The following is a 17,780-nucleotide window of genomic DNA, read 5'->3' on the forward strand; positions in this document are numbered from 1 at the left end:
AAAGTAGTGTTGATCGATCAATCTGAATTGGATGTCTTGCTAAAAAATTTCGATCTGCCTTACTGTCAAATAGGCAGTGATATGTGGTGGGAGAAGGTTCGTTCCAAAGGTGCGCCACTCATTAAGAAAGAAAGCGATAAAACGAGTTTGGTATTGTTTATATGGCAAGACCCACAGGGAAAAGAAGCAGACTCCGTAATCGCGAGTGTGTTACTGGATGTGAACTCACTTACCGATCACCACAGCTGGACACCCGTTTGCCTAGATAGGGTAAGCGGAACTGATGTTTGGTTTGGCACCTTGTCAATCGACTCTCAGTGGCGAGGCAGTTATTCCTTCATTCCGATTGAAAAGCACCAGTTACCGGATCTCGTTCAGCGAACTGGCGATGGTTCGAGAGAGGCTCAACGTGCTTGGTGGATGGACGTTGCTGGAAATCAAATTCACGATGATTTGAATAAATTACCGATGCTAGTGTCTGGTTGGGGTATGAGTTCGCCTTTACACCTCCCTCATGCCCCATTGGAAATGGGTTGGATAGAGTGGGAGCAAGGAGAGCTAAATATAATCTCGGCGGAGCGCATTCAAACGATTGATTGGCAAGAAACACAGCTTGGTAATCAACGACACTGCTGGCTTTTTTCTACCGCTGTAGGCGATGCGCCATTAGTTATTTTATTGGATGGGCAAAAGTGGAGTGCGGCGAGTGGTACTTTATCGGTGCTTCAGCATTTGACAGATACAAAGCAATTAGCCCCGGCACATTATCTGATGATTCCTTCTATTGATGGTAAAACGCGTTGGAAGGAGTTGAGTTGCTATCGACCTTTCTGGCAAGCCGTGATCGACCGTTTGTTGCCGATGGTGCAAGCTCAACTTGTTCAATCAAACTGTTCTATTGCTAGTTATGTCGTGGCGGGCCAGAGCTTAGGTGGATTGGCTGCCCTGTATGCTGGCGTTACTTTTCCCGAGTACTTTTCAAAAGTCATTAGTCTTTCAGGTTCTTTTTGGTGGCCGGAAGAAAATCGAATGCGCACGCCTAGTACAACTGAGTCTACCAATGATTTACCGCTGAATAATATTCCCCCTAATAGTGTCGCGGATCATATTTTAAATGATCGTGTCAGTGCTGCTCATTTAAACGTATTTATGACCGTTGGTGTGGGCGAAAAAGACATGCACCCCTACAACGATGTTACCTATGACGCTATCAAGCACAAGAGTGGCCTGGTGTGTTACGAGAAAGTGTACGGCGGCCATGATTGGCTGTCATGGCGTTCAAGTTTGGTTAATGGGCTAGTGCATTTAATACCAGCTTAACGCTTAAGGATAATCAGATTAACGAAGGAATAACTAATGAGTAATGAAGTAAGTAATCCATTTGATAATGAACTATTGGAATTTGTTGTCTTAGTGAATGCGCTGCAACAGCATAGTTTGTGGCCGATCTTCAAGACGATTCCACAAGGTTGGCAATCCGTGTTTGGGCCAACTGATCGTGACAATTGTCTCGACTACATTGAAATGAATTGGACAGACATTCGCCCTCAAAGCCCATCTTCACTCTCTAACGGTTCTTAAGAAGTTTCATATGGAAAACAATACCGCAAAGCGTTTTTCGACTCCCAATGTATTGGCTGATAGTGCCACGGTTCCTTTAACCGATGTGCAAATGGGAATCTGGCTGGCCGATCATATTTCGTCGCAACGCAATACCTTTACCATTGCTCATAAAGTGCATATTAGTGGCGATATGGATGCTGCGTACTTGCTTGAGGCTATTCAGATTGGGCTAAAAGAATCGGATACGATTAATGCTGCCTATCGTGAATGCGATGGTGTTCCCCTTCAACATCTTGGGTGTTGTGATGTCGATGTCGCTCCCGTTCCCGTTTCTGAGTCGCTTGATTTATCAAATGATGCGGATGCTCAACAATACATGGACTTGCTCATTCAGCAAGACTTAGAGGCTGAACTGTCGCTGTCTTCTGCTACACCACTGGTTCGTCAAACTGTCTTTAAGGTGTCAGATCAACAGACGGTTTGGTATCAACGTTTTCATCATATTATGCTCGACGGTTTCAGCTTTAATGTGTTTACCGCGAGAGTGTCGGGTATTTACCAGTCGCTAATTCAGCAAAAAACGGTGACTCAAGCACCATACCGTTCCTTTTATGATGTTGTAGACGAAGAAAAAAGTTACAAAGCATCAGATAAGTATGACCGAGACAAGGCGTTCTGGCAGGCGTACTGTTCTGACTTGCCTAGTGTGGTGAGTTTATCTAATGGCGTCTCTCCGATCGCGACAGAAAAAGGTTTTGCCTCGCAACGGCTGATTCGATTAAACAGCTGTATTCGTGGTGACAAATTGCAGGCGTGCTTAAACAGGTCGCCTTCATCAAAGTTAACGGTTGCCGATTTGGCAATGGGGTTAGTATCCGCCTATTTGATTCGAGTCAGTGGGCAATGGCGAGTGCCGGTTGGCTTTCCGTTTATGGGGCGCGTGGGTAGCGTAGCGTTGAACACATTGGGTCCTGTGGTGAATGTGCTTCCGGTTATCGTTGAGGGGGCGTTGGACGATACCATTTTTGACCTAACGCTGCGTATCAAGCGAGACCTGAAAAAAATACGAAAACATCAAAAATACAACGGCGAACAAATTGCTCGTGATTTAAGTCGAGTGGGCGAGGCGTTATATGGGCCGACATTGAATCTGCGCTTATTTGACTATGACCTTTCATTCGGAGATGCCACCGCAACAATAGAGCACCTTGCAGCAGGCCCTGTAGAAGATCTTGATTTTGGAATGCACTTTGATAAAGGTGACTTGCACATTGAATGGGTTGGTAATGATCAAAAATACGATGCTGAATCGCTACAAATTCATATAGACCGCTTTGTTGAGTTCACTGAAAAGCTTCTTGCTGCGCCCGATGCGTTCATTGCGGATATATCGGTTTTGCACTCTGTGGAGCAATCAAGAATTACGGAGTGGCAACAAGGAACCGTGACGGTAGATAGTGGTTATTCTAGTTTGATTGAGCAGTTTCATAATTTAGAGTGCCTCAAAAATCTAGATAAAGAGTTGGCTTCTGTGCCGGCTTTGGTTGTGAAAGGGCAATCCCTTAGTTTTGCTGAAATACAGGGCAATATTGCGAAATGGTCACAGGTTCTGTGCGACCTTGGGGTGGAAAAAGGCGATTGTGTGGGTCTTGCTTTGCCGCGAGACGAACGAATGGTTTACGCTCTGATGGCGACGATGGGGCTTGGCGCTCATTATTTGCCAATTGACCCAACGTATCCGCAAGATCGGATTGATTGGATGCTGGAAGATGCGGCGCCTAAACTGTTATTGACGGACTCAGAAAAGGCTTTTGAAAAGAGTGACAATGTGACGGTGCAAAACATTGAAGCACCATCGTTTTTACAGTCTTTAAATCAAAAAAACGCTTCCAACCTTAGTTTAAACTTACCTTCACCAAATGATATTGCTTATATCATGTATACCTCAGGCTCTACGGGGAGGCCCAAAGGCGTTGTTATTGCTCATAAAGGTTTGGTCAATGTGGCTTTCTCCCATTGGCGACGTGATGGTGAGACGTTAGCGGCTAAGGTTCAAAATGTTAATGCCATGTTGACGGCTTCATTTTCGTTCGATACCAGTTGGGATTTAATGTATTGGCTGTGCTTTGGGCACACTTTACATATTGTCGAAGATGATATTTGCAAAGACCCAGAGCTTATACAGAATTACTACAATGAACATAATATTCATGCCGCCGATTTACCGCCAAGTGTCTTATCTCAGTTATTGGATCTTGGGGCGATAGAGTCTGGTCAGCATTTTCCTGAGTTAATGTATGTGGGCGGGGAGGCGGCGTCTTCTCGTCTTTGGCAACAAGTGCGCTGTTACCCATCGCTCAAAGTCAGAAACTATTATGGACCGACTGAAAACACCATTGATAGTTTAGGTGCGAGCGTTGAAGACACCGAACAGGTTGTCATTGGTCGCCCTATCGATAACACGGAATCCTACATTTTGGATTCTAGTCTTTCTCCCGTTGCCATTGGTGTGCCCGGTGAGTTGTATGTGTCAGGCTCTGGACTGGCATACGGTTACCTTAATCAAACGTCGTTAACGTCAACTCGGTTTATTGCCAATCCCTATAAATTGGGTGAGAGGATGTATCGAACAGGTGATTTGGTAAGGTGGTTAGAAAATGGGCATGTTGAGTATATTGGTCGTACCGATCATCAGGTACAAATTCGCGGACATCGTGTTGAACCGGGAGAGGTTGAAGCCTCATTAAATCGATTAGAAGGCGTAACCGCTAGTGTGGTGCTGACGAATAAACAAGGTAGCACGCATCGTCTGGATGCTTACTGTCTAGTGGATGTTAATGGTCTCAATGTAGAGAACTCTCAAGCGTTGTCCGTGGCATTAATGGACGCTTTATCTCAGCAACTTCCTGCCTATATGGTACCTGCCACCATAACCGTATTGGAGCATTTTCCACTTAACACCAATGGAAAGGTTGATCGTAACGCTTTGCCGACGCCTGTCGTGATTCGTCAACACAGTGTTTTACCTAAAAGCGAACAAGAAATTGTGCTGTGTCAGTTAGTTCAGCAGGTGCTAAATATTGATACCGTCTATGTTGATGATGATTTTTTTGCATTAGGCGGTGACAGTATTGTCGCTATGTCATTAGGAGGGTTGGCACGAAAAAAAGGCTATTCTCTGCGTGCGAAAGACGTATTTGAAAGCCGAATTATCCGTGTTATGGCGGCGCAACTGTCACCACTTGATAGGGCTAAGGTGCTACCAAGCATTTATTCAGGGCGTTTGGCTGAATTGCCTATTTATCGTTGGATGCACGAATCGGGTGGTCTGAATCTGGCGTATTTTCAGGCTATTGCTATCGCATTACCGGATTCAATGACACTGGAAAAGTTTGAGCAAGTCATCGCCAAACTGACGTCAGCGCATGGAATTCTTAACGCTCAAGTTCATGATGCTCGCCTTGAAATCTCTGATATGGCTCCAGTCTTTACCGTTCAGTGCTTTACGCAAGAGGGTGGTGATTTGTCGACATTGGCAGATAGCACTTTTGAGCAGCTTGTTCAGACACCAATCCAATCCAACACAGAACCAGCACAGCCTTTTCCCGCTATGCGAGTAGGGTATTTACACGCGAATAATCAAAACGCGGCCGTGTTTGCCTTGCATCATACAATAGTGGATGGGGTATCGTGGCGGATTCTTCTTGCGGATTTATCGAGCTTATTATCAGATTTTGATAGTCAGTTATCCGTGTCGCCAAACAGTTTATTAGACTGGCAAAAATCCTTGCAAAGCGAAATGCCACGTTGGTTGTCTGAGGAAAAATATTGGTTGGATCAATTGGGTGGAAAACCGTTATTTGAGCGTCAAGCATCGAATGAGCAAATGCATCAACGTACTGTGTTAGATAAAACAACGTCCAGATTGTTGCTGGAAATTTTGCCTAAGCAGTATCGTTGCCAACCACAAGAAGCGCTATTAAGTGTTTTATATCTTGCTCTTGCTCAACAATATAAGTCGACAGATATTGCGATGATGATGGAGTCGCATGGTCGAGCAGACATCGGCGATCTTGATTTGACTCGAACTTTAGGCTGGTTCACCGCAGAATACCCGGTACGAATGATGGGGCAAAAGGCGCTACTGTCTAAATTAGACTCACTCAAAACGGCGGACGAAGTACCTTACGAGATGGTTGTTCAATTAGTTCGTCGAGCTTTGCTTAACGTACCCAATAATGGTGTGGGTTATGGCGTACTTCGGTATATGAATGACAGTACTCGTCAAGCTTTTACTGATTTAGAGGCAACGGCATCACCGCAGATTCTTTTTAACTATCTTGGCCGTTTTCAGCAGGGCGATCTTTCGTTATTACAAGGTAAGCGTTACTTCCGCGACACGTTTGAAGTGCATCAATCTGATCAACTGAGTTCTGCTTACGGGCTAGAATTAAATGTGTTTGTGGATGACCGACATGGCACACCACAGTTGGCCATTCATGTTGGGCACGATGCCAAACAAGTGCCATCGCCGCAAATAGATAGGCTTTTAAACGCACTGTCTACTATTGCGTCTTCTATGAATAAGTTTGCAGAAACCCATCAAGCCATGGCGGCTGACACCTTGGTCGCTGAAGATCTGAAAAACCTTGATTTGAATGAGCAAAATATGGACGCGTTAAGAAGCCAATACGGTGCCTTGCAAGCCGTATTGCCCGCTTTGCCGTTACAAGAAGGTCTGCTTTTTCACGCTCAACTAGAACAAGATACCAATGTCAAAGATGCGGGTTACAGCTCTTTGGCGTGCTTAACTTTTTCTGGAAGCATGAACATAGAACGGTTAAAAGACGCGTTAGGAGCGGTCATAGAAAAGCACCCCCAGCTGGGCGCCTTGTTTGATTTTTCCCAAGGCGACACGGCGCTACAAATTTTGCCATGGAGACGTGTTAGCGAACGCAAAAGCTGGTGGCCTGTGGACGTTATCGATTTAAGACATCAAGATGACACGACGCAACAAGAGGAACTGAAAAAGATAGAGCAGCAAGAGTTAAACCGAGATTTTATGGCCTTTCAATCGGCAGGGATTCCGCTATTGAATGCGGTTTTGGTGAGCGTATCGGATCAGCGACATTGTTTGTTCTTAAACGCGCATCACTTGGTGGTAGATGGCTGGTCAACGCCGATTATGTTACGTGACTTGGTCAACGCTTATGGCAGTGATTTGGTGGCACTGGAAGCTGTTCCTGTGCCATACACTTGGGTTGTTGAGCAATTAATGGCGCGTGATAAACACGCCATGCGAGAGGCATGGAAAAAGGCATTAGATAATGCGATGCCGACTTTATTGTTTGCCGACACACCACCTACAGAGCAAGTGACGACGCATACGTTAACGCTAGATGCAGATCAATTCGCCACGCTAAAAGGCCTTTACCAAAGTAAAGGACTGACCTTAAACAGCTTGCTGCAAACCTTATGGGCCAACGTATTGTCTGCTTTGACTGGACGTTCTGATGTGGTGTTTGGTACGCCAATCTCTGGGCGTTTTGGTAGCGTGGCTGGAATAGAAGAACACATTGGATTATTCAGTAATACCGTGCCTGTGCGTGTCCAGTTACAGCCTGAATTGACGCTATGGCAACAAATGCAACAGGTTCAAAATGAACAAATTGGGTTGTTGGAGCACGACGGATTAGGGTTGGCCGAAATCCAGCGACTTGGTGGACACGGTAATTTATTCGATACCTTGCTGGTGGTAGAAAACTTCCCTGAGCAGGCAGATTTGTTCAGCCAGTGTTATCAAGGCTTAACGCTTGAAGACGTATATAACCGAGGTTTTACGCATTATCCATTGACGGTGTTGGCGTTGCCGAGTGAACAGTTAAATTTACTGTTCGAATACCGAGGTGGCGATGAAATTCAGACTTTGATAGCGCGTTTTGATGCGTTATTGAAAACGCTGCTGCTTGAAGACGTGACCGCTCAACAAGCGCTGGATCTTCGTCTTACGTCAGAAAAAACCTTGATTGGCGGCTTGAATCAAACGTCGCACTTACTGCCTCAAATGACGCTTCGGGATGCTTTGGTTGGGCAGGCGTTGCTGACACCGAATCAGGTTTGCTTGTCGGATGGTGAACATCAGTTAACGTATTTACAGGCTCGCTACGAAGTGATCGCGTTGGCGAAAAACTTGCAGTCGTTAGGGGTTCAGTCGGGCGATATCGTCGCGGTGGCTCTTCCTCGCTCGGTGAAGTTAAGTCTTGCCCTATGGGCGATTATCGAAGTGGGGGCGGCGTATCTCCCTCTTGATACAGGTTATCCAGATGATCGACTCAATTACATGTTGGAAGATGCAAAACCTGCCGCTTTAATCACCTTAACAAAAGAAGCGTCCCGTTTTGAAATGGATGGGAAACGTTATCTTTACGATGCGCCTATTACACCAGTGAGTGACGCACAACGAGAGCAAGTAATAAACGCATGGAAAGCGCCAGTACTCAGCGTTAACGGATCGGCGTATTTGCTCTATACCTCTGGCTCTACGGGTCGTCCTAAAGGCGTGTTGGTATCTCATCAAGCCATCGTAAATCGAATTCTTTGGATGCAGGGTGAATACCCACTGGCGAGCCACGATGTTGTTTTACAAAAAACGCCATGTAGCTTTGATGTCTCTGTTTGGGAGTTTTTCTGGAGTGCTATGGTCGGTGCAAAATTGCACATGGCGCCACCAGATTCTCATCGTGACCCTATTCAGCTACAACAGTTAATTGTTGATCATAACATTACGACATTGCATTTTGTACCTTCTATGTTGGCGGCGTTTGTGACGTCATTAGGCGATGAAAGAATGGGCACTTGCCACACGTTAGAACGCGTTTTTTGCAGTGGTGAAGCCTTGCCAATGGCGCTTTCTAAGCAGTTTGAAAGTGTGGTCGGCTGCGAGCTTCATAACTTGTATGGGCCAACGGAAGCGGCGGTGGACGTGACGTATTACCCTGCGTTTGGTGACGACCTGACTCAAGTGAAAGGCGCTGGTGTGCCGATTGGTTATCCTGTTTGGAATACTCAGCTGCGAATACTGGACAATTTTTTACGCCCCGTTCCGATTGGCGTCGCAGGGGAGTTGTATTTGTGTGGTGTGCAATTGGCGGATGGATATTGGCGTCGTCCCGCATTATGCGCAACACGATTTGTTGCTGATCCTGAAGGTCATGGTGAGCGAATGTATCGTACGGGTGATGTGGTTCGTTGGTTAGACAGTGGTGCGGTTGAATATCTTGGGCGTAGTGATGATCAGCTTAAAATTCGTGGTCAGCGCATTGAGTTAGGTGAAATCGAACAGGTCTTAGCAGCACAAGCAGGCGTAGAGCAATCGGTCGTGGTTGCCAAAACATGGGGGCAGGAAAGTAATGCGTTGGGCGTTGATGCACGCCAGCTTGTTGCTTACGTCACGGGTAAAAAGAGCACGAGTAAAAGCAGCACGAGTGAAAATAGCACGGGCAAAGTCAGTAAACTGGATACCGTGAGTATTCGTAACGCCATGAGCGAACAGCTGCCTGCACACATGGTGCCTGTTGCTGTGCTGCAACTGGAAACTATGCCGTTGAGTGCCAATGGCAAGTTGGACCGCAAAGCGCTGCCGTTACCGTCTGACTTGTTAGAGTCGACACAAGGAAGAGTGGTTAAGTTAGGCATTGAAACAGAGATAGCGAACGCTTTCTCTAAAGTGCTGGGTGTCACTGGGTTGAGTGCGAGCGATGACTTCTTTGCGTTAGGCGGGCATTCCATTCTTGCGGTACGCCTAGTGTCGGAGTTGCGTAAAGCATTAAAGCTGAATGTCACCGTGGGACAGATCATGGTGTCTCCTAGTATCGAAAAACTGGCTCATGTGCTTAGCAATCAAGACCTTGCTAACAGTCGAGAGCTGTCTGGTTTCGGTTCAGTATTGCCGATTAAACAGGGGGTTGGTACGCCTATTTTTTGTATTCATCCTGCTTCTGGCTTTGCGTGGCAATACACCGGGTTCGCCCGATACCTATCTCAGACTTGCCCAATGATTGGTTTGCAGTCGCCACGGCCAGATGGCCCGATTGCATTGCAAAGCAATATGCCTGATGTGGTGGAGCAGCATTTGAAGGTGTTAAAGGAGCGCCAACCGTCTGGGCCTTATCGACTTATTGGTTATTCTCTTGGTGGTGCCATTGCGCATGGTCTTGCTGTTCGATTGCAAGAAATGGGCGAGGAAGTCAGCTTCCTAGGCCTTTTAGATACTTATCCACCTGATGAGCAAGACTGGTCAGGGTCGGTTGATACAGAAGCTCAAGAAGAAGTAGAGCGTGAAAAAGCACAGTTCATGGAAACCTCTGAGGATACTTTAGATGAACAAATGACTGTCGAGCGAGATGCGATGTTTGCCGATATTGTGAAAAACTATGCGGACTCGGTTGCTTTACTGTCGAAGGCGAAATCGCAACGGTATCACGGTAAAGCAGTATTGTTTGTTGCGGATAAAACCGTTCCAGAAGGTATGGATATTCAAGCCACTTGGTCGCCTTACGTGGACGTTCTTGAAGAGCATCATTTTGATTTTGCCCATGAAGATATTTTATCTCCTGAAGCGCTAGTGGTGCTTGGGCCTGTGTTTAATCAGCTTATTTCATCCTTGTAATGTCGTCGTGCGCGGCATGACGCCGCGCCAAACTTAAAGAGTCGTTATGTCAAAATCAAAGATCATGTTGGATTTTAGTCTGCTAAAAACCAACGCCAATTTCCGCGCTATTTTCATTGCCCGTTTGATGTCTGTATTGGGTATAGGCATGTTAAATGTGGCGGTGCCAGTACAAATTTATGAGTTGACAGGGTCCAGCTTACAGGTCGGTTTCGCTGTTGCACTAGATGGCATGGGCATGTTTGTAGGACTGATGTTGGGTGGTGTTCTGGCCGACAGAATGGATCGCAAATGGTTGATTTTAGCCTCGCGCTTTATTTGTGGTGTGGGGTTTGTGCTGCTGGCGTTGAACGCTTACCTTTCTGAACCCAGTATTTGGGCCGTTTATGCCATTTCATTGTGGGATGGTTTCTTCAGTGCTATTGGACTGACCGCGTTAATGGCGTCTATTCCTCATTTGGTTGGGCGAGAAAACATCCCTACCGCAGGCGCATTGAGCATGCTGGTTGTTCGCATTGGTTCGGTCATTTCACCTGCCATAGCGGGTGTGGTAATTGTGTCATTTGGTGTGACTTGGAATTACACCTTGGCTGCCGTTGGTACTCTTTGTACTCTGATTACGTTGGTGACGCTGCCAAATATGAAGCCGCAAGCAGGTGGTCCACAAGAGCATCCCATTAAATCTTTATTGGATGGTTTTACTTTTGTCTTTACACATAAAGTGATTCGCGCGGTGGTGGCGTTAGGCACGCTGGAAGCTGTCACCAAATCCATTCGAATTTTGTTTCCTGCGTTGGCGGCAACGGCATTTGGCGGTGGGGCGTTTGAGGTCGGCCTTATGTATTCCGCTGTGCCAGTGGGGTCAACGTTAGGTGCATTAACCAGTGGTTGGATACGCGGTTTACGGCGTCCAGGTGTGGTGATGCTAATAACGGCTTTCTTGTCTTTTTTATGTGTTGCATCTTTGGGGGTAATGGGGCATTTAGTGTTGATGCTAGGAGCGTTAGCGGTGTTTGGTTACCTTGGTTCTATTGGCGGTTTACTGCAGTATTCAATTGTACAAGGCCATACGCCAGATCATATGTTGGGCCGCATTGGTAGCTTTTGGACGGCGCAAGATGTCGTCGGGGATTCTGCTGGAGCATTAGGAATTGGGGTGATTGTCAAAGTACTGTCGCCGGTGATGGGGTTGGTAAGCCTAGGGCTTGGTTGTGCCGTAGCCACCTTGTTTGTCGGTGCGGGCGTTCGATCACTTCGAGAAGCAAGTTGGATTGATACCAGCCTTTTTCCGCCAGAGTCTGATGCTATGAAAGACACAAAAAATACCGTGGCTGAAGTGGCATAACGAAGAATAAGAAACGGAATAAAGCGACGATGAGCTATTCATCGTCGCTTTATTTTTGCTGTTGTTTTTGCTGTTATTGTCGGCCTTTTGGAATGACCAGTGGTGTGCCTGAAATTGGATCTTCTAAAATAATACAAGGCAGTCCGAATACCGTTTCAATTAATGTCTCCGTGACAATGTCATTAGGTGTGCCTGTGGCGACAACTTGTCCAGACTTCATGGCGATTAGGTTATCAGCGTATCGACAGGCGTGGTTAAGGTCATGTAATACGGCCACTATGGTATGGCCTTGTAGTCGGTTCAAATCTTGAAATAAATCCATTAATTCAATTTGATGAGCGATGTCCAAATACGTGGTTGGCTCGTCCAATAATAACAGCGGTGTTTCCTGTGCTAACGCCATAGCAACCCAAACGCGTTGGCGTTGTCCACCGGACAGCTGATCCACATTAAGCTGGGCAAATTCCGTGATGCTCGTTGCTTTCATCGCTGCATCTACGGCGTCCTGATCTTGTTCACGCCAAGGCTGAAACCATTTTTGGTGAGGAAAGCGTCCACGGGCAACCAAGTCGACTACTTTAATACCGTCTGGAGCAATGGCGCTTTGTGGTAGCAGGCCTAATATTTTGGCGACATCACGAGTCGCCAACGCATGGATGTTTTTACCATTAAGTAAAACTTGGCCAGATGTTGGCTCTAGTAGGCGGCTCATAGCGCGTAGTAATGTGGATTTTCCACAGCCGTTTGGGCCGACGATAACGCTGAATTTACCCTCGGGGATATGAATAGAAAGGTCTTGTGTAATGATGTTTTGATCATAACGTAGGGTGACTGATTCTGTACCAAGTGAAATGGATGATTGCGATGTCATAATTTGCCTTCCCGAGTAATCAAATAGACTAGATAAATGCCACCCAAACTGATGGTAACCAGCCCGACTGGTAGGGTGGAGTTTTCCCAACCGTGTTGTGCAATAAAGTCAGCAAGCAGCAATAATATCGCGCCAACTAACGCTGAAGAACCAAGCGATACATTGGTGTTATTCGCCAAGCGACGGGCAATTTGTGGCGCCGCAAGCGAGATAAAGGCAATAGGGCCTGTAATTGCGGTGGCAACCGCGGTGAGCGAAACGCCGACAAACATTAATGTAAGACGGCTCTTATTGACTGACACGCCCAAGGCCGCAGCGGTGTCGTCGCCCATTTCTAATAGCTTCATGCGCGTATTCAGTAGCAAAGCACAGATCAGAAAGACCGAAATTAAGAGTGCAGCGGGAAGGATACGAGACCATGTCATGCCATTTAGCGACCCGGCACTCCACAAGGCTGCTGTCATAGCGGTTTCCAATGACACAGTGAGTGACAACCATTGGTTAAAAGCAGTGAGCGTTGCGCTAATGGCGATGCCAACAATGATCAAGCGGAAGCCAGAGTGACCGTTTCGATACGCAAACAAATAGACCAGTAGCGCAGAAAATAGCCCACCTAAAATGGCACTAAAAACACTTAGCCAGTATAGATTGCCGAACAGTGCAATGGAGATCAAAACGCCTGTAAAAGCCCCTACGTTAAAGCCCGTTATGTCTGGGCTACCAAGTGGGTTGCGCACTAGCGATTGAAACACTGCGCCACTAACGCCAAGTGCAGCGCCAATGATCAGCGCTGCAAATAAGCGAGAAGCTCGCCATTGCCATACCACGATAGACTGATAACGATCAGCATTCCCTGTCATTAATTGCCAAATATCGTGGAAATTATTGGTAATGTGTTCACCAAAAAATAACGTAGCGAAGATGAGCAGTAAGCTGAAGAGTGTCGTGATGAGTGTAGGTAGTTTGATTACCAACGGGGTAAATGCATTTTTGGACAAAAAACGGTTTTTCATAATCCTGTCGCGCCTTTTCTTCGCACCAAATAAATTAAGATTGGCGCACCGATGAAAGCGGTCACAATCGAGACTCGCAATTCGCCAGTAATTAACACTCGACCAATAATGTCGGCACTTAATAGAAGAATGGGCGTCAAAATAAAGCTGAAAGGAATAATCCAGCGTTGATCTGGACCGACCATCCAGCGGGCTATATGGGGCATCATCAAACTGACAAAGCCAATGGGCCCGGCGGCGGCGGTTGCGGCGCCACAAAGCAGAGTAATCGCTATCAAACCTATCACTTGGATTCGAACGGGTTTACTTCCCAATGCCGCGGCTAAGGAATCTCCTAAGCTAAATGCGTTTAAAGCGGGTGTAATGGCAATGGCCAGAAGGCAGCCAATGATAACCACAGGGGCAATAAATAGCGGCACAGACAGCGTTCGAATATCTAAACTGCCAACGGACCAAAAGCGAACTTGATCAAACGCGACTGGGTTAAATAGCGTGAGAGAGGAGCTTAACCCGCCAAAGACGGCGCCAATCGCCACACCTGCCAAGGTCAGCTTAAGTGGATCGACTCTTCCACCGCCCATGCTGCCAACAAAATAGACTAACAAACTGGCTAAAAAAGCACCGAGCGCCGCGTAATAGAAGAATTCGGTAAGCTGAGTCGCACCCAGAAAAACAATAGCAATCGCGATAGCCAGACTGGCGCCTAAGTTAACGCCGAGTATGCCTGGGTCGGCAAGGGGGTTGCGTGTGATGGCTTGAATCAGCGCGCCAGACGTGCCAAGTGCCATGCCAACAAAAAGTCCGTTTAAAGTTCGAGGGAGTCGACCTTCAAAAATGATGATTTCGGCAATGCCATGTTCTTTGCCGATTAAGACATTCCAAAGCTGATCTATCGATAAGGGCTTTGCGCCAATGCATAAACTGGCCACCATAATGACAAACAATAAAAGGATGGACGCCAGCAGCCAAGCGTAGCGCTTATTGCTGGTTGTCGCTGTCGTTTTATTAAGTGGCGTTTTATTGAGTGACTTTGTATTAGGTGTTTTTTCTCTCGTTAAGGCGTTACTGGACATGGGTTTGGTGTCCAAACTGAGTTTGTAATTGCTTGAGTAAGTTGGTGGCGCTGTAGTAGTCCAAGCGGAAGGTGTCATCGCCGACCGCAAATACTTGGTTGTTTTTTACAGCGCTTGTTTCACGTAAGTAATGGTTTTCTTTGAACGCTGTTTCTCTGTCCTTGGAAGCTGAAAACAACAGGACAGAGTGACCCGTAACGGCATCTGGGAACCGCTCACCGGTGGCAATGACAATGTCATTACGCATGCCCATACTGATATTGCCTTTGACGGATTCTGGAATGTCGGCAATGGTGAATCCTAGTTCTTGTAAAATGCGGCCTTGGGCGGACTCGGTTGTCCAAATGTTCGCGCCTGTACCGTCTTGGTAATACACCATGGCAGTGGTTGGTTGAGGTGGTAGGGTGATCATCGACTTAGTTTCTTTTAAGCCCTTTTCAAAGCGCTGTGTGATGGTTTTAGCTTGTTCTTCAAGGCCAAGAATGTTCCCTAAAACATCGGCCAGTTGAATCCAACTTTTGTCGTCATAACCAATGACCAGAATGGGGGCTATGTTTTTTAGCTGATCATAGAGCTTTAATGCTGAATCGCCACCCGTCGCAGAGATAATGATCAAGTCTGGATTCGCTTTAATAATGGCTTCCGCATTAGGCTCTGTTTGGTAGAGCGGGATAACGCCTCGTTCTTCCGCTACGTTTGCCCATTGACGCATGAAGCCTTGTTCTGCCGCGACGCTGGTGTTCGCCATGGTCGCACCAGAGGCAACAAGTGGCGCATTGATTGCCAGTAGTGTGCCAGACAAGGTGACGCTGGTAGAAACAATCCTACTTGGTTGTTTATCTAGGGTGAGCAAACCTTCACGAGTCATGATGCTTCTTGGCCAGCCGGATTTACTTTTTTCTACTTGGCCGATTTTTAATGAGGATGAATGAGATGACGGTTGATCGCAGCCCACAAGTAAAAAACAAAAAACAAAGAGCGCGAAGAAGCGATTAAAAAGAGAAGTATTGTTAAGCATGCCTAAACCCTATAGACCAAAAAGAACGCGCTATTATAACGATGGGCAGACATTAATCATACTATTGATAATCATTTTCATTATCTTTCTTTTTTGATTTTTTTACTCACACCGTAAAGCACCAAAAATTAATACTGTAAGGGCTGACGAGGTTTAACTTTGATAGCTTAGGGAAATCTTTTAAGGCCACTTTGCCTTTATTAAACTTAGGTTTGATGCCATTGATGCGTATTTTTTTTGAGGTAAGAGAGTCGGCGGTTATTTCGAAACGTTTTTTCTTTGACCCAAATCCTTGGCAATTCATAATTTTGGGTTTAGCCGACATGTTGATAATAAGCAGCGTGCATTTGCCTTCTTTTTTTGCACTGTGGCAGTAAGTTTGCACAAAAGGATCGTTACTTTGTACGGCAAAAACGTCTTCACCCATTAGCTTTCCCCATAGCCAGCTGACCCAATAATCAGGGTTAGGTTTTAACGTACTACGATTGATTAAGGCATAGTCTCCACCAATCAGGCTTTGCCTTATCATGACTTTTTGACCGATTTTCGCCCCTCGCCCTAATTGATCCGCCCACCAAAAACAGGAGACAAAACGGTCAGACAGTTTGGCTTGCCCGCCGCATTGTGCTGAGCCTGTTTCACCAGTCCAAAGTACTGCTTTTGGTTGATATTGGTTACGCCACTTATCGAGTTGCATCGAGTATTTTTCATAGTCCTTCAAAGAGTTTGGCGACAGGATATTATTGATTGTGGCCGCTCTTGTTTTAATCGGCGAACGACTACTTTGGAAGGGATAATAATGCCAGTCCACGATGTCGATTTTTTCCTCTAGGCTTGCCAAAAAAGTGGATGATATATTGCTTAGTGGTTTGACGGCCTCACCGATCCTAGGCCAAAAGGCACTGCCTGGGCCGGCAACTTTACTGTGTGGACAGTGTTGTCGAACGCATCGTGTAAAGGTGTCGTAGTCTTTGGCGAGATTTTTGGCACTGGGTTGCGAGGTGAGTCCGTGGAACGCCCAGTAAGCATTGAGCTCGTTGCCTAGCTCAAGTACCTCGATAGTTTGTCCGTGCTCATGGCTGTATTGCAGTAATGCTTCCACTTCATCTGATTGCCATGCGCCTTGTTGGCGTCGCTCAAATAAGCCGTACTTCATGGTGAACATGAGGCGTAAAGCATGGCGCTGGCAAAAGTCGTGTAGGTTATGCCACATTTCTTTCGTGAGAATGAGCGTATTGGGTGGTTCAGTAGAGGCGTTTTTGAGACTGGTAAAATAATGTATTTTATCGGCTTCTGACCCACCAACGCGAACATAGGCGGGTCCAAGTGCTTCGATAAGTTGATCTAGCTTTGGCTGATTTAGATCTAACGGCTCGACCCGCTGCGTCCCCAATCCTCGCTGGGTGCCTTTACTGCCTTCCCACCAAAATCCGCCAGCCAGAACAGAAATATCGATAGAAAAAGACAAAAATCTCGCGTCAACCTTGGTAATTGGCGTCATACTACTTAGACTCACAGACACGGTTTTATTTTGTTGTCTGGTGCTTCTTTCGTGTTGCCATGAATTTACTAATCTATTACTAAACAAGATGTTTGTTCCCGAATAAACGATCTTCATAGACTGCAATAAGACTGTGACACTTGTATTAAGTGGTGAAACCTAAACGAATTATAAGGATGCCTATATGAAATATGTTGTTTGGATTATGTCGATTCTATTGGCGGGTTGTACTAGTGCGCCTAAAAATATTAATCCTGTTACTCAATTTCAGTTAGAGCGTTATTTAGGAACCTGGTACGAAATTGCTCGACAAGATCATGCGTTTGAAGAGGGGTTGACGAACGTAACCGCCACGTATTCTATGCGAGATGATGGTGGTGTGGCGGTATTAAACAGAGGCTATTCAGCAGACGATAAAGAATGGCGAGAAGCCACAGGGCGAGCGTATTTTGTCAACTCTTCTGATGTTGGACATTTAAAAGTGTCTTTCTTTGGGCCTTTTTATGGTGCTTATGTGATCTTTGAGTTAGATAAAAAAGACTACCAATACGCCATGGTATCAGGCCCTAATCGTGAGTTTTTTTGGTTATTATCAAGAACACCTACGATGCCAAAAGACGTAAAGCAAAGATTGTTCGCAAAAGCAGAGAAGCTAGGCTTTCAGATGGATAAACTGGTCAATGTGGTGCAAACCGGCACTATAATTCAGTAATGACATAATACACCGG

At 46.2% G+C, this 17,780-nt stretch carries 10 protein-coding genes; 5 read left to right on the forward strand and 5 right to left on the reverse strand.

Features of this window, described 5'->3' with window-relative positions; genetic code table 11:
* Positions 1-6: 6 nt before the first annotated feature.
* Genes fes through entS form a run of 4 tightly spaced genes read left to right on the forward strand, consistent with a single transcriptional unit; the run spans position 7 to position 11,576 of the window.
* On the forward strand, positions 7-1,320 hold the full coding sequence (fes, locus tag M3I01_RS07470; protein ID WP_275565004.1) for an enterochelin esterase: 1,314 nt from the start codon (positions 7-9) through the stop codon (positions 1,318-1,320).
* 36 nt (positions 1,321-1,356) lie between these two features.
* Positions 1,357-1,581, forward strand: coding sequence for an MbtH family protein (locus M3I01_RS07475; RefSeq protein ID WP_255895179.1), 225 nt, complete (start codon positions 1,357-1,359; stop codon positions 1,579-1,581).
* Positions 1,582-1,591: 10 nt separating this feature from the next.
* Complete coding sequence (locus tag M3I01_RS07480) at positions 1,592-10,231, forward strand: amino acid adenylation domain-containing protein (protein ID WP_255895180.1); 8,640 nt, start codon at positions 1,592-1,594, stop codon at positions 10,229-10,231.
* A 46-nt stretch (positions 10,232-10,277) separates the two neighbouring features.
* Positions 10,278-11,576: an enterobactin transporter EntS gene (entS, locus tag M3I01_RS07485; protein ID WP_255895181.1), complete on the forward strand. Its 1,299-nt coding sequence runs from the start codon at positions 10,278-10,280 to the stop codon at positions 11,574-11,576.
* A gap of 73 nt (positions 11,577-11,649) precedes the next feature.
* On the opposite strand, the gene M3I01_RS07490 is transcribed toward entS, so the two are convergent.
* The 5 genes from M3I01_RS07490 to M3I01_RS07510 all read right to left on the reverse strand — a co-directional run bounded on the left by M3I01_RS07490 (position 11,650) and on the right by M3I01_RS07510 (position 17,169).
* Positions 11,650-12,447, reverse strand: coding sequence for an ABC transporter ATP-binding protein (locus M3I01_RS07490; protein WP_255895182.1), 798 nt, complete (start codon positions 12,445-12,447; stop codon positions 11,650-11,652).
* Positions 12,444-13,460: a FecCD family ABC transporter permease gene (locus M3I01_RS07495; RefSeq protein WP_255895183.1), complete on the reverse strand. Its 1,017-nt coding sequence runs from the start codon at positions 13,458-13,460 to the stop codon at positions 12,444-12,446. Before M3I01_RS07495 ends, M3I01_RS07490 begins: the two co-directional genes overlap by 4 nt.
* Positions 13,457-14,533, reverse strand: coding sequence for a Fe(3+)-siderophore ABC transporter permease (gene fepD / locus M3I01_RS07500; RefSeq protein WP_255895184.1), 1,077 nt, complete (start codon positions 14,531-14,533; stop codon positions 13,457-13,459). The genes M3I01_RS07495 and fepD overlap by 4 nt, the downstream gene beginning before the upstream one ends.
* On the reverse strand, positions 14,523-15,551 hold the full coding sequence (gene fepB / locus M3I01_RS07505; RefSeq protein ID WP_255895185.1) for a Fe2+-enterobactin ABC transporter substrate-binding protein: 1,029 nt from the start codon (positions 15,549-15,551) through the stop codon (positions 14,523-14,525). The genes fepD and fepB overlap by 11 nt, the downstream gene beginning before the upstream one ends.
* A gap of 106 nt (positions 15,552-15,657) precedes the next feature.
* On the reverse strand, positions 15,658-17,169 hold the full coding sequence (locus tag M3I01_RS07510; protein ID WP_255895186.1) for a glycosyl hydrolase family 79 N-terminal domain-containing protein: 1,512 nt from the start codon (positions 17,167-17,169) through the stop codon (positions 15,658-15,660).
* A gap of 67 nt (positions 17,170-17,236) precedes the next feature.
* Between M3I01_RS07510 and M3I01_RS07515 the strand changes: the two genes are divergently transcribed.
* A complete protein-coding gene (locus M3I01_RS07515; RefSeq protein ID WP_275565005.1) occupies positions 17,237-17,764 on the forward strand; it encodes a lipocalin family protein in 528 nt (175 codons plus the stop codon).
* Positions 17,765-17,780 lie beyond the last annotated feature (16 nt).

It is taken from the genome of Marinomonas maritima (assembly GCF_024435075.2).
Taxonomy (GTDB): Bacteria; Pseudomonadota; Gammaproteobacteria; order Pseudomonadales; family Marinomonadaceae; genus Marinomonas; species Marinomonas maritima.

Bases quoted from the DNA above. Each gene is read 5' to 3' on its own strand.
- M3I01_RS07480 (WP_255895180.1), top strand. From the start codon at position 1,592: ATGGAAAACAATACCGCAAAGCGTTTTTCGACTCCCAATGTATTGGCT.
- fepB (WP_255895185.1), bottom strand. From the start codon at position 15,551: ATGCTTAACAATACTTCTCTTTTTAATCGCTTCTTCGCGCTCTTTGTT.
- M3I01_RS07490 (WP_255895182.1), bottom strand. From the start codon at position 12,447: ATGACATCGCAATCATCCATTTCACTTGGTACAGAATCAGTCACCCTA.
- M3I01_RS07510 (WP_255895186.1), bottom strand. From the start codon at position 17,169: ATGAAGATCGTTTATTCGGGAACAAACATCTTGTTTAGTAATAGATTA.
- M3I01_RS07475 (WP_255895179.1), top strand. From the start codon at position 1,357: ATGAGTAATGAAGTAAGTAATCCATTTGATAATGAACTATTGGAATTT.
- M3I01_RS07515 (WP_275565005.1), top strand. From the start codon at position 17,237: ATGAAATATGTTGTTTGGATTATGTCGATTCTATTGGCGGGTTGTACT.
- fepD (WP_255895184.1), bottom strand. From the start codon at position 14,533: ATGTCCAGTAACGCCTTAACGAGAGAAAAAACACCTAATACAAAGTCA.
- M3I01_RS07495 (WP_255895183.1), bottom strand. From the start codon at position 13,460: ATGAAAAACCGTTTTTTGTCCAAAAATGCATTTACCCCGTTGGTAATC.
- entS (WP_255895181.1), top strand. From the start codon at position 10,278: ATGTCAAAATCAAAGATCATGTTGGATTTTAGTCTGCTAAAAACCAAC.